13 protein-coding genes are annotated in these 14,263 nt (G+C 35.0%); all 13 read right to left on the bottom strand.

The window, feature by feature from the left end:
* Positions 1-6: 6 nt before the first annotated feature.
* Positions 7-888: a hypothetical protein gene (locus OCV56_RS01140; protein WP_086711879.1), complete on the bottom strand. Its 882-nt coding sequence runs from the start codon at positions 886-888 to the stop codon at positions 7-9.
* A complete protein-coding gene (locus OCV56_RS01135; RefSeq protein ID WP_086711877.1) occupies positions 885-1,808 on the bottom strand; it encodes a DUF6625 family protein in 924 nt (307 codons plus the stop codon). The genes OCV56_RS01140 and OCV56_RS01135 overlap by 4 nt, the downstream gene beginning before the upstream one ends.
* Positions 1,805-2,848: a glycosyltransferase gene (locus OCV56_RS01130; protein ID WP_086711875.1), complete on the bottom strand. Its 1,044-nt coding sequence runs from the start codon at positions 2,846-2,848 to the stop codon at positions 1,805-1,807. Before OCV56_RS01130 ends, OCV56_RS01135 begins: the two co-directional genes overlap by 4 nt.
* A 22-nt stretch (positions 2,849-2,870) precedes the next feature.
* Entirely contained in the window at positions 2,871-3,713 is an 843-nt protein-coding gene (locus tag OCV56_RS01125; RefSeq protein WP_086711873.1) for a glycosyltransferase, read from the bottom strand.
* Between the two features lie 518 nt (positions 3,714-4,231).
* On the bottom strand, positions 4,232-5,668 hold the full coding sequence (locus OCV56_RS01120) for an oligosaccharide flippase family protein (protein WP_086711871.1): 1,437 nt from the start codon (positions 5,666-5,668) through the stop codon (positions 4,232-4,234).
* 198 nt (positions 5,669-5,866) lie between these two features.
* Entirely contained in the window at positions 5,867-6,787 is a 921-nt protein-coding gene (locus OCV56_RS01115; protein WP_158094610.1) for a glycosyltransferase family 2 protein, read from the bottom strand.
* Positions 6,788-6,886: 99 nt separating this feature from the next.
* The gene (gene glf / locus OCV56_RS01110; protein WP_228761221.1) at positions 6,887-8,059 is read right to left on the bottom strand and encodes a UDP-galactopyranose mutase; all 1,173 of its coding nucleotides are present in this window, start codon (positions 8,057-8,059) and stop codon (positions 6,887-6,889) included.
* Positions 8,056-8,979: an NAD-dependent epimerase/dehydratase family protein gene (locus tag OCV56_RS01105; protein ID WP_086711865.1), complete on the bottom strand. Its 924-nt coding sequence runs from the start codon at positions 8,977-8,979 to the stop codon at positions 8,056-8,058. Before OCV56_RS01105 ends, glf begins: the two co-directional genes overlap by 4 nt.
* 2 nt (positions 8,980-8,981) lie before the next feature.
* Entirely contained in the window at positions 8,982-9,524 is a 543-nt protein-coding gene (gene rfbC / locus OCV56_RS01100; protein ID WP_086711863.1) for a dTDP-4-dehydrorhamnose 3,5-epimerase, read from the bottom strand.
* On the bottom strand, positions 9,511-10,485 hold the full coding sequence (locus OCV56_RS01095) for a Gfo/Idh/MocA family protein (protein WP_086711861.1): 975 nt from the start codon (positions 10,483-10,485) through the stop codon (positions 9,511-9,513). The genes rfbC and OCV56_RS01095 overlap by 14 nt, the downstream gene beginning before the upstream one ends.
* 2 nt (positions 10,486-10,487) lie before the next feature.
* Positions 10,488-11,891 (bottom strand): NDP-hexose 2,3-dehydratase family protein, encoded by a 1,404-nt coding sequence (locus tag OCV56_RS01090; RefSeq protein WP_086711909.1) that lies wholly within the window; start codon positions 11,889-11,891, stop codon positions 10,488-10,490.
* A complete protein-coding gene (rfbA, locus tag OCV56_RS01085) occupies positions 11,872-12,771 on the bottom strand; it encodes a glucose-1-phosphate thymidylyltransferase RfbA (protein ID WP_086711859.1) in 900 nt (299 codons plus the stop codon). The genes OCV56_RS01090 and rfbA overlap by 20 nt, the downstream gene beginning before the upstream one ends.
* On the bottom strand, positions 12,771-13,868 hold the full coding sequence (rfbB, locus tag OCV56_RS01080; RefSeq protein WP_086711857.1) for a dTDP-glucose 4,6-dehydratase: 1,098 nt from the start codon (positions 13,866-13,868) through the stop codon (positions 12,771-12,773). Before rfbB ends, rfbA begins: the two co-directional genes overlap by 1 nt.
* Between the last annotated feature and the right edge of the window lie 395 nt (positions 13,869-14,263).

The raw sequence follows: 14,263 nt of genomic DNA, 5'->3' as shown, positions 1-14,263 counted from the left end.
GTAAGGTTAAAACTTCAACGTTAGTTTCCTATCACTGATAACTACAAAAAACAGTATTATAGGTAACATGTGCCTCTGAGCTACTGCGAAATTACCAACAGCAACTACAACCACAAGATATGTAAATAGAAGAGTAATTAAATGTTCAAATCGTAACTGTAGAAATAGAAAACCAAGAGTTACAACGTTGTAGAATCCAAAAATTAAAAATATAATACTACTATCAATAATAAAACCAAATGGAAAGATAAAAGCAATAAATCTAGCAACAATAGATTGAAAATTAAAATCAGAGAACTCTTTCAATACTTTTGTGTTGCCATCATACAAGTTTGCCATACTTCCATCATTATTAATAAATGATTGGTATTTGTCACTATATTCTAATAAGTAATCATGGATAAAGGAAAAAGACAACAAAATAAAAAAACAAATCAATAATAAATACTTGATATTTTTCTTTGAAGAGAATAAGTAATAATAATTAGAAAAGACTAATGTCGGGTGAATAAGTATTGAGAAAAAAGATGTTAGATAAACAAAGTTTCTCCTTTTACTAGAAATATATTCGACCAACAATAGAAAAAAAACAATAAAAGCAAACTTATTATAAGCATCGAATGTGTTAGTTAATAAGAATGGATTAATAATAAGCAGTACGAACAATATTATATTTTTATTACATACAACAGAAAGTGCATAGGAAATTATCAATAGGTTAAATAAAATTAAAATTATTGATGGTGGGTTAAGGAATTGAATTATCAATGTATGAAGGCTAAGTTCATTACGCGTTAGTAAATGATCATAGTCTTTAAGACCAAAGCCCAAAACCAAACCAGTCAAAGATAACAATAATAATATAACTATAAATGTCTTTCTATTCATAGTAACCGAGTAAACCTTTTTGAATAAATAAACTTACGTAAAGTTGATTCAATAAATAGCTTTGCTTTTATCCGCTTCAATAACACTCTAGCGGTATACTGGTACGACCTAAGTCGAGTGACTTTTTTAGAACAAAAAGTAGAATTAACCTGGTTAGACATTCTTCTCTTCTGAAAATGAACGTAAGGTACTTCTATGTGACCACCACGTTGAAATTTACTTATAATTTCACCTTGTTTAATATTAAACTCTAACATATAGTCTTTTCGATTATTACAATAGAGGTATTCATTGTAATAAGATAAATCGACACAATCATTTGAGATTGACTTATCCCATTTAACTTGATTTCTTGCTACAAAATGTTTTAGCAATACATGAAAAAACTTAAATTCATCAAACGCAAAACATTTATTTGAAGAGAAAATCATCGAGACAATTCGGTTGATATCTCTATTAGCCAATTTTGAAGATAATAGTTCTCGAACTTTACGATCATACACACAAAAGTGACCATTAGCTCCGATTACATTTGGTAATAAACTATTAGAATCAGAGTGAAAGTATGGATATAAATTTCCATATAAAACATCTAAATCGCAGTGCCCGATATAGTCATAATCTGCAATATCAAAAAAATCTTGAAAAACCAACCAAAAGAAAGGTCTAAAATCACACAACTTATAAGGATTTTTTAAACTTACTCCAACATTTAGCTTTTTTAAAAGCAACTCATCGATGGCCTGTAAGTTTATATAAGTAGTTTTTAAATTATTACTTTCCAACTTTGTCGTCAGAAAGTCTTCATCATCTGTAAGCAGCAACACATCAATGAAACTATTTTTTAACAACGATTTAAGCGACTCTAACGAATCAATATTTAACTTACCGATGTAGGGGATGATTAATAGCGTTTTCATAATCTTAACAACTCTATATATTTTTGGCCTGCATATTCAACTCTAGATGTAACCATCACTGAACTTCTAAAATCTTGATTATAACGCTTATTCAATGCGATCTCTATATTTACTGCCAAGCTTTGTGGGCACTTTATCTCCGAGATTTCTCCAAATTCACCATGGCCGATTGCTTCTTGTGGCCCACCTGTATCAACACTTGTCACTACTACTGGAAGGTTTGAGACGATACATTCCTTAATGACACTAGCACAACCTTCCGAAATTGAGGGCAATACAAACACTTTGGATCTGAGCATATAATCATGTACATTATTAACCTCACCGATAAAATCCACATTATTTATATGATTTATCTTACAATAGTCTTGCAAAAAAACAGACTGAGAACCAGAGCCAAGAATTGTTAATTTTATATCTGAGTTTTTCTTTTGTATAATTTCAATCGCTTTGATCAGATAAATAACCCCTTTTTCTTCTTCAAGGCGCCCTGCATATAATATGTCTATATTCTTATTAACTCCTGTATTAGAGTTTGCAGAAAAGAAGTTTTCGTCAACAGGGTAATAAATTAATACCGCCTTATGTTTGTGGCTAGAATATTGATTTTTAAACTCTTCGAATGCAAGCTTATATGTAAAAACAATACGACACGATATTGGTACAAGTAGTTTCATTGAAAAGTAATACAACTTTGAATATAGCCCACCATTTATCAAAGAGGAAATACATCGATCAAAAATAAAAACACTTTTTTTACCAAAGAACATGTAAATCATTAACGATAGTATTACAGAATGATACGATGGAGGGAAAACCATCTTACTTTTTTTCAATACTTTACAGAAAGAAAAGAAATTAGATAGAGTGATAACTCTTATACCCTCTGGCACACTATATAGGGATTCATAACTTGGTTTTTTCAATGTTAATATATAAACATTCTTAACATTTGGTATAATACCCTTTGCTATTTTCTTTGTCACTGAACTAACGCCCCCAAGTGTTAATTGGGGTATAAAAAAACTAACATTTTCCATAACTAACCACAAAAATATAAGATCAACCTAAGGAGCCAGTATTCATTAACTTCCTAAAAAAACTAACAAAAAGCAATTTGAATCTTAACTTTTCGATCAAAAACAAACAATCTTTTAAAGATAGATTAATACCAAATTCCACTTTCCAGTACAACCTCAAACACTTGAAGTCATCAATGCCAAGTTGATGTTTATCTATTACTTTTTGCAATGCAGCATCTCTTCTGTCTAAGTTTGTTATTCTAGACAAGCCATGTCCTATATCAATAACTTGTGTTCTTTTCTTCAAACTTAAAAATTCACCATGCACTTTACTTAATCTAAACCATAATTCAAAATCTTGTAGCGCTGGTAAAGACACATCGAATTTGTTTTCTCTTAGGCGCTTTGTTAAAGTAAAAATTTGGTTACCGGACACATTTTCATCAAAAAATGATTCATAGGAAAAAACTCTTTTTTTTCTTATAATTGCATCTTTAATAAAGTTAAAATTATCATATCCTTCAATTTTGGTTCTAGCAGAAAGAAATGCATATTTATTATCCCATTCCTCAACGAAATAACTAATCCGATCTTGCAAAAAGTAATCATCATCATCTAAGCCAGAAATAAAATATCCATTTGCATTTTCAATTGCAATATTCCTAGCAGCTGGAGCCCCTACTGATTGATCAAGTTCAATAATCTGACAGGATTTAAAAAGAGAGAAGTAAGGCTTCAACCTTTCCGTCTTAACACTTGCACCTCCATCATTAACAATAATCAACTCTATATTCTTATAAGTTTGATTAAGTACTGATAATACAGCCCGTTCAAGAAGGTCGTGGCGGTCTTTGGTCGGTATATAAACCGATACTAGTTTCATAACTACACCTTAAGTTACAATTCAATTTATACATCTGAAAAATTGATTTCGAAAAAATTCAAATATAATTCATTGAAGATCCATTCTCTAATAGTCAAACTTATAAATAGATAATAGTTCAAACCATATGTGAACGTTTTTTATAATCCGTTTTTTTGATAACATAATTCCCATCATCCCGAGACTTAATACTTAACGAGTTTTATTTTAACCGAGTTATTACTCAATAAAATAAGAAATAGCTACAAACCCCAAGATGGTCATTATATTCAATATCAAAAGCCTAAGCATTCCTATAGCTTTATCCATGTTCTAAGTTAAATTCATGAACGACTCTAAATCTGTAATAATTTGATTCCCCCCCCTTCGTATCAAGGGTTTAAGAAATGGCATAATTCCAATTATGTAATATCTTTATCTAATGCCTATACCTTAAATAATTGAGGTTGATAATTGTAGTAAACTTCAATTTTTAACATCTGAGACATAAAAGATAGACTACATATAATAATATGGACCTATATATCTTCAATGATTTTTCTTTTTATCAAACTTAAAAATATGATTAATGAAAACACACCACAAATGGCATTCGCTAGAATATCGAAGATAATAGACATGTTAAAATCAACAATTATCGTACTATTTATTATAATGTATACTGCAATAGGGAGAAGCATAACTAAAACAGTCTTACCTAAACGTAAATAAAAATCCACAGAGCTATGCTCAAAGCAAAATTTGAATAATATGAAGTATGTTTGAAAAAAATTGATGCTAAAAGATACTACTAAACATAAAGCCACATATATTGTTTCGCCCAAGAAAACACCTGCAGATATTGCTAAGACGTTTATAACTGCGGATATTACTCCTGAAATAAACATCAAATTAGGCTTATTCATTACCTGAAAAAAAGACCCCGAGGTTGATAATACAGCCTGTAAAGGAATGATAAAAGAAAAAATTTCAATTAGAGGTATAACAGACGACCATTGTTCTCCAAAGAGAATTAATGTAACATTTTTGCTATTAATATATAAGAAAAAACTGACAGGAAGAGCCAACGCTAACAACCTGGATGTTAATTTATTATGTTCTCTTATAATCATACATATGTCAGATCTGTATCTTGTCAAAATAGGCTGGATTGCAGGTGTCATAGCAAATGTAGTTACCATCAATGGATACCTCATCAATTGATACGATTTTTCATATACTCCTACAGAATTCATACCAAAATACTTTGCAACCAAAATATTATCTAAATTCCTAGAAAAGTAGTTAATAAAGTTAAATCCAAATTGATACAATGAAAACCCCAATATTGAATTTATATGATATAACTCAATGCCAAACTTTGGTCTACCTATACTAGTTTTTATTGATGATAGCCACGTAAAAGAGAACCTTAATACTGCTTGTACAGCTGAGCGAGATGCAAGGGCTAACACACCAATGTTTAAATTAGACAGAGAATAAACTACAAAAAAAGTAAAAATCTCCACCAATACATCGTTCATTGCTATACGTAAAAATTTCACATCCTTATTCATAGCGGTCATCGGCACAATGTTTAAGGAATTAAAAAACACTGATACGCAAACTATCGCTGCAATATTTTGATAGTCATAGCCGCCATAGAACACATTCAGTATGAATGAAAATAAGTAAAATGCGATAGCTAAAGAAAAACCAAATAGGGCTGTAAAGGTAAAGACACCATTTCGTTGATTCTCATCAAACTTACGTTGATTGATAATTGCAGGTCCAAAGCCTATATCAGCAATAGTTTGAAAAAAAACAACAAAAACTTGAATTGATGCGATAACCCCAAACTCTTCCGGGGTAAATAAACGCGCATATAAAGCTAAAGCAAAAAACTGAATGATGTAAACCAACAACCGTCCTGAAACGCTTCTTTTAATTGCAGAATATAATGCTACATTTATCATATCAAATACCGGATTTTCTAAAAAAGTTAAATTTAACGAAGTCAATAGACTAAGAACAAGGAAAAACTCTCATTTAGTTAGCACTCCCTTCCTAATATTATCAATGTATAATAAGTAATTTTGAGTACCACTAGGTTTATAAGATCCAGTTTAAAGAAACTACTCAGCCAGGAAAAAACGTCTCCCTTAGTAACATGATTACCGTCGAAAGATGCGAAACACCAGTGCTTTCAATACCAAAAAGAAGTAAGATAACTTTGTCAATTTAGTTGTATTTTTTGAACTCACTACACTTTTCATAAACTTTATAGGAGAAGTTCTTAGTGCTGTGATATATCTCCAACGATTATAATTCAGAAAATTTTGCTCCAAAACAAATCTTTCTATATTAGAAAACAACTTGAAGTTATTAAAATAATCGTCGAGTAAACCGTCATCACCGTACGACCAACCTTTTTTATCTTGGCCTGGTTGTGTAACAAGGACTGGATAATTAGTTTCATGCAAAACAGTTCCTATCAAAGTAGACCGTAAAACCATAAATACATGAGGATAAAAATTGTTGATACCGTGGGCTCTAAATGATTCAAATACACCTTCTCTTTTTAGTACGATGCCACTCATCTGATGGGCTCTTCGAGCAAAATATTTACTGCTACTAAAGCCCTTTGAATGAATTGATCGACTCATTCCTAAATCTCTTCCGCCTGAAATGTAGTTCCCTTCAATGTCAATATTTCTAAATGATGGTACGATCGCAGACAAATCGTTTACGTTATCGATGGCGCTTATAACGGAAGTGATATAATCCAGAGAGATATAATCATCATCTCCCAAATACATCACATATTCTGAGTTTGACTTTTCTATTAAAAATAATAAATTACTCTGAACTCCGATATTGTTTTTGTGGTTAATGATAGTCACATTGGAATTATTCATATATCCATTTAAAACAATACTAGTATCATCTGAACTGCAATCATTAGAAATGTAGACATTAACTCTATCGTGGGTATTAGTTTTATCTAAAATATCAACTATAGTAGCTATGTTTTTCTTAACGTAGCTAGACCTATTATATGTTGGTATTAGTATATCAATTTTTTTATTTTTCACAATTTAACTCAAACCATATAATTATCTAATTTTAATAACATTTCATTCTGATGTAATTATTTTTGCAAGATTAACATATCACTTAGATCAGCAACATTTTTATGCTCTAATAATTCCTATATAATTTTCTAACTTTTCAAATGCGTTTTCAATAATAAGGTCCATATTAAAGTATTTATATTCTGCTAATCTTCCAACTAAAAATAAATTCTCATATTCCTCAGAAATTTTTTGATATTTTTTCAACAGGTTTATATTTTCACTAGTTATTGTCGGGTAATAAGGAACATTACCTTTTTCACCATTTGGATTATATTCTAGTGGATGTTCTGATGCAATCGTTGTATAGTTTTGACCTTGTTTCTCATAATTAAACTTTCTATATTCTGTTTGTCGAGTGTAACTATAATCTTGAGGGTAAGATACAAAGTCAGATGGTAGCTTATCTTCTCCTTCAAAGTGCTTATAAGTGAACTCTAGTGACCTATAGGGAAGCATACCTAGCTTGTAATCGAAAAGTTCATCAATTGGTCCCGTGAAAATGATCGATTCGATCTTACACCCTCGAAATTCCACCCTATTTCCTTTAAAAGAAATATTCTCAACAGCATTTTCACCACAAACAACATTAATATTTTCGTGATTTAAAATCTCTTCAAAAAGTTTTGTAAAACCGCGCTTTGGTACGAATTGAAAATCTTTGTTCAAATAGCGATTGTCAAAATTCAAAGCAAACTTGACTCTATTAAGAACACTTCGGTCAATTTGATCTGTGGTGAGATCCCATTGTTTCATTGTATAAGGCTTAAATGCTTTCTCATAAAGCTCTTCTGCAAAATCTTTGATATCTTTATCGTCACAAGACAACAAACTGAATATACTAACTCGCTCTTCACCCTTAAATTCCGCTCTTAACTTACAGTAAAGGTTTTCTGCCTTTTTTACACCATACATATCTTGAATCGTTTGAAAATTATATGGTAGTTGAACATACTTTCCATCGATTACACTTTTTCCTGATACAGCATGAGGTACAAGTTCACAGTACTGACGTAAATATTCAATAATCCAGGCTTTATCAGTATTAAAAAAGTGAGGACCATATTTTTGAATAAGTATATCGTGTTCATTATATTCATCGTACATGTTGCCTGCGATGTGAGGTCGCTTCTCAACAACTAGGACTTTCTTATCGTACTTTTCGGCCAACTCTCGTGCAAAGATAGCGCCCGAAAACCCGCTTCCTACAACAACTACATCATAATCTTTCATAAGGACTTCTCTTTTCGTAACCAGTTTGCTGTTTTTAATATCGATTCTTCAAAATCAGATACGACTTCATAACCAAACTCTTGATAAACCGTTTCCGTATCAATCAAGTTGTAGTTGATGGCATTAACATCAGGAAAAGAACCAAATTCTAATGCAATTTCAGGGTTAAGGATGTCTCTGACTTGTGTCACAACCTCTTTAAATGTGCCCGGTTTTCTATTACCCAAATAGTAAGAACTATCATCTAACGTAGGTGACATAAGCAAAGAAAGCATATCCACCACATCATCGATGTACACCCAATCATAGGTAAAATTGCCTTCCACCAGTTTAGGGGACACATTATCCATGAAATTTCTGATTAGAATATTTTGTACCATACCCGAGTTATCACCAGGCCCGAACACTGATGGCAATACTGCAGTGACGAATTCACAGTTAGATTGCTGTGCTAACGTTTTCCCAATTAGCCCTGCTGCAATCTTCGCCGTACCATAAATACACGCAGTACGCGGTTTAGATTCTTTGTTATGAAGGTAATGATGTATCTCAAACGAATTAATCGTAGTTACTAGTACAAAACGTTTAACATTCGAGTCCGATGCCAACTGATACGCATCACATGCATAAATAGCATTTTTCAATTGCTTGTCATAATCAGCAAATGCTTTCCCCCAAGTACCATCCCAAGCTATGTGATAAAAGCAATCCGCATTTCTAATTTCATTACTATCTAGCAAACGGTAGGAGGCTAAAGACACTTCGATGATACTTAAGTTGTTATGATGAGCCAGCTCTTTTAGACTCTGCGCATCCCTCACTAAAGCGACGACCTGACTACCTTCAGACAATAGTTTTCTACACAAAGCCAGACCAACGAATCCTGAAGCCCCAGTGATGACAACTTTTTTATTTGTCATAATCAGTAATTCACATCGCTATCTTTAAGTAGTGGTGCATTTTTATCTTTCTCCGATAAAATTGGTGCACTAACCCCCCAATCAATCGCGAGAGCTGGGTCATTCCAACAGATTGCTCTATCTAAATCAGGGTGATAAAGCTCGTTAACTTTATAAGTGACTTCAGTGTCGTCTTCTAATGCCAACACCCCATGGCCGAATCCCTCTGGTACCAGTACTTGAAGTTTATTGTCTTCAGTAAGCTCAACCATTATCCATTGCTTAAAAGTGGGGGAGGTCTTTCTCAAATCAACAATAAAGTCATTTACTTTACCTTTTGTACAGCGAACGAGCTTAGCTTGCGCTTTAGGGCTATTTTGAAAGTGAATAGCTCTTAACGTCCCTTTCTTAGATTTAATATGATTATCTTGAACAGCGCGAAACGAAATCCCTGCTTTTTCTAAGCTTCTTTCTGAATAGATTTCTGAATACCACCCTCGGTCATCTTTATGAACTTTAGGTTCAATAATCAAAACGCCATCAAGTTTTGTTTTAGTTACTTGCATGAGTAGTCTGGTTCCTTTGAATTTGTGCCACGAGATTTGCTTGTTTAAGCAAAGAAGAATACAGTTTTAATCTAGAGTCGCTGTGTTGCGTTGCATGGTAGAAGTGCTTAAGAATATTACGGAACTGGTTATCACGAATTAGGTGGTACTCCACACTGTTACCGGCTACCACTTCAACTTCTGCATCAACATTACTGGGGGCCGTAAAAACCCTATTTGAAACAATACGCCCTTTAGTTCCAATCACTTCAACAGAACATTTGTAGGCGTCATTCATGCCAAAATATACTTGCCCTACTACTCCAGCAGAATCAATTAACATCGCTGTTCCGTGACTATCGACATCGAAGCCGTCATCTATGTTAAGAGAAGCATGCTGTAGCGCCATCCCTTCATCCATAAGTAAGCTCATTAGTTTTAAGGGGTACCCGCCACAATCAAATAAAGCGCCCCCTCCCATAACCTTTGAATAGCGAAAATCCTGCTCTCCCCGAAAAGGAAAGCAAAATTGACTGTTGATAGATCGCAATTTCCCGATTTCTTGTGAATCTATCAATTCTTTGATAAAGATCAATTGCTTATGAAACTCAAACATATAATTTTCAGTCAGAACTAGCTCACGCTCGTGTGCAATCTCTACTAGTTCTTTGGCATGTTGAGCCTCTATAACAGAGGGCTTTTCTAGGAAAACATGTTTGTTTGCTAAGAGCGCCTTTTTTGCCCATAGAAAATGCATACTAGGTGGTAATGGAATATAAACGGCATCAACTTCGTCAGAATCAATGATGTCTTGATAGGAAGCAAAAATTTCTCCTCCAAATTGGGCTTGAAATTGCTCGGCTTTAGACGGTGTGTTCGAGGCAACACCGACATAATGCAATGAACTAACCGATTCCAAGGCTGGCATAAATCGATTCATCGCTATATTTGCAGCGCCTAATACGGCAATATTTAGTGACATGATTAAATTCTCAGGAGACTAATTAGGTTTCTTAACTGCAAATTCAGAATATTGTTGAACTGCAGTAATCGATTCAGTGTATTAAATGATACCCACATATATTCTGGAGGTAACTCAATCGTATCCATTTCTTCTTCATTCACATCAATGATGATATTTCGGTTTTGTTCGTGATAGAAGCGACCACCTTCTTCTGATAACAATACGTCATGCAAGACACCTTTTTTTTCATCAAGCAATTGCAAAAAAAATTGCTCTATCACGTTCGATCCATCTTCAGTCTCATTAGGCTCTTTCTGTATTGTTGGCCCTAATTCAACAGTATCAAAACAGCCTACTTCCGGTATTAATTTAACCAAAAACTTCCGTTCTTCATTTATAACCGTCGATAGCAACCCCAAAGTAGCACAACCGATAGCTTCAAAGAGTGGTTGATGCCATCGAGTGACTTCTCGCCCTTCAATTTCAATTTCGAAAAAACTTACTTTAAAAGGTTGCTCCAAACCAACTATCTGTGATCCTTCAATCGTCCAACTACTCATTTCCGATAAAGGGATCAGTACCTTTTTACTCTCTGAATACATTTTTGTATCATTGAGCCTGCGTAGCACCGCTTTTAGCTCATGATCGTTATTGTGACATAGGGAATTATATAGATGTCTATCACTGAACAAATGCAACAGTTCACTGCTTTGGACGTATTCACCTTGATAAGGTAAACATGAAATTACGGTCCGAGAGTCCATGTTAACTAGATTATCGACAGCCATTAGTTCTTTAATTTGACCTAATGTCATAAACTTAAAGCTGTCACTAATTTCAATATCATCAGTGGTAATGACAACAATATTTCGATTTCGCTTGCCGTAAAACCGAGAAGATTGCTCCGATTGGATTTGGTCATAGATGATGTTCTCATCCATCACATTCGAAAAACATTCCAAGTATCGGGGTTTTCTTCCACCATGTTTCTGCTGAAAATTACTCTTTGTCGCTTGAATTGTTGGTGACAATTGAACTTTATTGATGTTTCCTGGCTCAATTTTGGCTTGTACGAGAAAATACAACTCACCATCAATTACTTTACATAAGAAGCCTAGATATCCTATTTCTTCTTGCAAAATGATGGGCTGCTCAGCAACAACTTGGTCATCGACGGTCTCTTTGATTCCGGTAATTTTAAAAAACGAACCTTTGGTATTTCTTATTTCACCTAGATTCGAATCATAAAACCAATCGCCACATTGAGCTAATGAAGTTCGAGATAAAGCAACGTTAGTCGTTTTATTTAATGTCTTTATCCAATCAAGGTGTTCAGAGAGGTTTGAAAAGGCCGTATCTTTTAAAGACCACGAACGAAGCAGTAACTTCGTTAATGTTTGATTATCATAACTTGTAGTAGTCATTATTTTCCGCATCATCCATGCTCACCAAATTCAAAAGATACTGACCATATCGATTCTTTGCCATTGATTCCCCGGCATAGCGAACTTCTTCTTTTGATAGCCAACCATTTCGCCAAGCTATTTCTTCAAGACTCGCAATTTCCTGGCCTTGCACATTTTCTACAGTTTTCACGAACGACGACGCTTCATGGAGACTGTCAAAAGTGCCTGTATCCAACCATGCAAATCCTCGACCTAATATCTCAGTATTCAATTTACCTTGTTCAAGATACATTTGGTTTAACGTCGTAATTTCTAGCTCACCACGATGCGAAGGCTTCACCTTTTTTGCCATATCGACAACGCTATTGTCATAAAAATACAGTCCCGTAACCGCATAATTCGATTTAGGGTGCTCAGGCTTCTCTTCTATCGATAATACGCGTTTGTTGTCATCAAATTCCACCACGCCAAATCGCTCCGGGTCTTTGACGCGATACCCAAACACAGTAGCTCCATCATTTGATTCAACACAATTGCGTAACAGCTGAGTAAAGTACTGCCCGAAGAAGATGTTATCGCCCAGAATTAAACAGCAACTGTCCCCATCAAGAAAATTCTCACCTATTAAAAAGGCTTGAGCTAAACCATCGGGAGATGGCTGTATTTCATAAGAAAGTCGAACGCCAAATTTAGAACCATCACCTAACAGCCGCTTAAACGCTTCATTATCTTCTGGCGTTGTAATAATCAAAATATCTCGAATCCCGGCCAGCATTAGGGTCGAGATTGGATAGTAAATCATCGGTTTGTTATAGACAGGAAGTAACTGCTTGGAAACCCCTAAAGTAATTGGGTATAAACGAGAGCCTGAGCCACCAGCTAAAATAATACCTTTCATTATTCATTTTCCTTTGATTCAGTTGCTTCTACACCCAAGCGCTCACGCTGGTAACTACCATCTTGCACGTTTTGACACCATATCGAGTTATCTAGATACCATTGTACTGTTTTACGAAGGCCGGTTTCGAACGTCTCTTCTGGCGTCCAATTTAGCTCACGCTGCATTTTGGACGAATCAATAGCATATCGACGGTCGTGACCAGGGCGATCTTGAACGTACGTGATCAGCTCTGCATACGCTGACTCCTTCGGTACTAACGTATCTAGGATTTCACAAATCGTATTCACAACTTCGAGGTTTTTCTTCTCGTTGTGACCACCAATATTGTAGGTCTCACCCACTTTACCTTCCGTCACTACTTTGTAGAGTGCACGAGCGTGGTCTTCGACAAATAACCAGTCACGGATTTGGTCGCCTTTACCGTAAATAGGTAAGTCTTTGCCTTCAAGCGCATTAAGGATAACCAACGGAATCAGCTTTTCAGGGAAATGGTACGGGCCGTAGTTATTTGAGCAATTCGTGACGATAGTTGGTAGGCCGTAAGTACGTAACCATGCACGCACAAGGTGATCGCTCGAAGCTTTTGACGCCGAGTATGGGCTTGATGGTTCATACGAGGTTGTCTCTAAGAACATTGGCAGCGCTGTGCCTTCTGAAACTTCATCTGGATGTGGAAGATCACCATACACTTCATCAGTAGAGATGTGGTGAAAACGGAACTCTGCTTTCGCTCGTTCTTCAAGCGTGTTCCAGTATTCGCGTGTCGCTTCTAGTAGCGTATATGTTCCAACAATGTTGGTTTCGATAAACGCAGCAGGGCCAGTGATAGAACGGTCAACATGTGATTCAGCTGCAAGATGCATCACCGCGTCAGGTTGATACTCTTTAAACACTCGATCCAATTCTGTACGGCTGCAGATATCCACTTGTTCAAAGGTATAACGTTCAGACGAATCCACTTCGATAAGAGATTCTAAGTTACCTGCGTAAGTGAGCTTATCAACGTTGACCACGCTGTCAGATGTATTCTTGATGAGATGACGAATGACTGCAGAGCCGATAAAGCCAGCACCACCAGTGACGAGGATCTTCATAATTTTCTCTTGTAGTATACTGTTTAGAACAACTCACGAACGTGAATATGTATTGAATTTTAAAGGTTTAATCTCACGAGAACATCTCAGTCAATGTTAAGCCCCTGAGACACTTTTTATTCATTTTGAGACAGGCTGTTTAGACTATCCCTTATAAAACCTAGATTTTGTTGACATTCTTAAAACTACCCAAATAGGTCGTCAAAACGACTATTTTTTCAACCTTTAGGCTTGCCCCCATCAACATTTGGGTACGCTACCGCCCTTAGGTTTGGCTCCTAAAGGCAATAGTTACAAGTTGTTCGCTTTTATGCGGTTTTCATACGATTTTAAATTTGAGCGCATTTTAGCAAAGTAAGTGCATATTGACCAGTTTGAAATTTACCCTACTTGGA

Source organism: Vibrio gigantis (assembly GCF_024347515.1).
GTDB classification, from domain to species: Bacteria; Pseudomonadota; Gammaproteobacteria; order Enterobacterales; family Vibrionaceae; genus Vibrio; species Vibrio gigantis.
Note: the sequence above shows the minus strand (reverse complement) of the source record. Positions and strands in the feature narration are given on the sequence as shown.

Coding starts and splice junctions, on each gene's coding strand:
- OCV56_RS01090 (WP_086711909.1), bottom strand. CDS start 11,891: ATGACTACTACAAGTTATGATAATCAAACATTAACGAAGTTACTGCTT.
- glf (WP_228761221.1), bottom strand. CDS start 8,059: ATGAAAGATTATGATGTAGTTGTTGTAGGAAGCGGGTTTTCGGGCGCT.
- OCV56_RS01105 (WP_086711865.1), bottom strand. CDS start 8,979: ATGACAAATAAAAAAGTTGTCATCACTGGGGCTTCAGGATTCGTTGGT.
- OCV56_RS01095 (WP_086711861.1), bottom strand. CDS start 10,485: ATGTCACTAAATATTGCCGTATTAGGCGCTGCAAATATAGCGATGAAT.
- rfbB (WP_086711857.1), bottom strand. CDS start 13,868: ATGAAGATCCTCGTCACTGGTGGTGCTGGCTTTATCGGCTCTGCAGTC.
- OCV56_RS01125 (WP_086711873.1), bottom strand. CDS start 3,713: ATGAAACTAGTATCGGTTTATATACCGACCAAAGACCGCCACGACCTT.
- OCV56_RS01120 (WP_086711871.1), bottom strand. CDS start 5,668: ATGATAAATGTAGCATTATATTCTGCAATTAAAAGAAGCGTTTCAGGA.
- OCV56_RS01130 (WP_086711875.1), bottom strand. CDS start 2,848: ATGGAAAATGTTAGTTTTTTTATACCCCAATTAACACTTGGGGGCGTT.
- rfbA (WP_086711859.1), bottom strand. CDS start 12,771: ATGAAAGGTATTATTTTAGCTGGTGGCTCAGGCTCTCGTTTATACCCA.
- OCV56_RS01135 (WP_086711877.1), bottom strand. CDS start 1,808: ATGAAAACGCTATTAATCATCCCCTACATCGGTAAGTTAAATATTGAT.
- OCV56_RS01140 (WP_086711879.1), bottom strand. CDS start 888: ATGAATAGAAAGACATTTATAGTTATATTATTATTGTTATCTTTGACT.
- rfbC (WP_086711863.1), bottom strand. CDS start 9,524: ATGCAAGTAACTAAAACAAAACTTGATGGCGTTTTGATTATTGAACCT.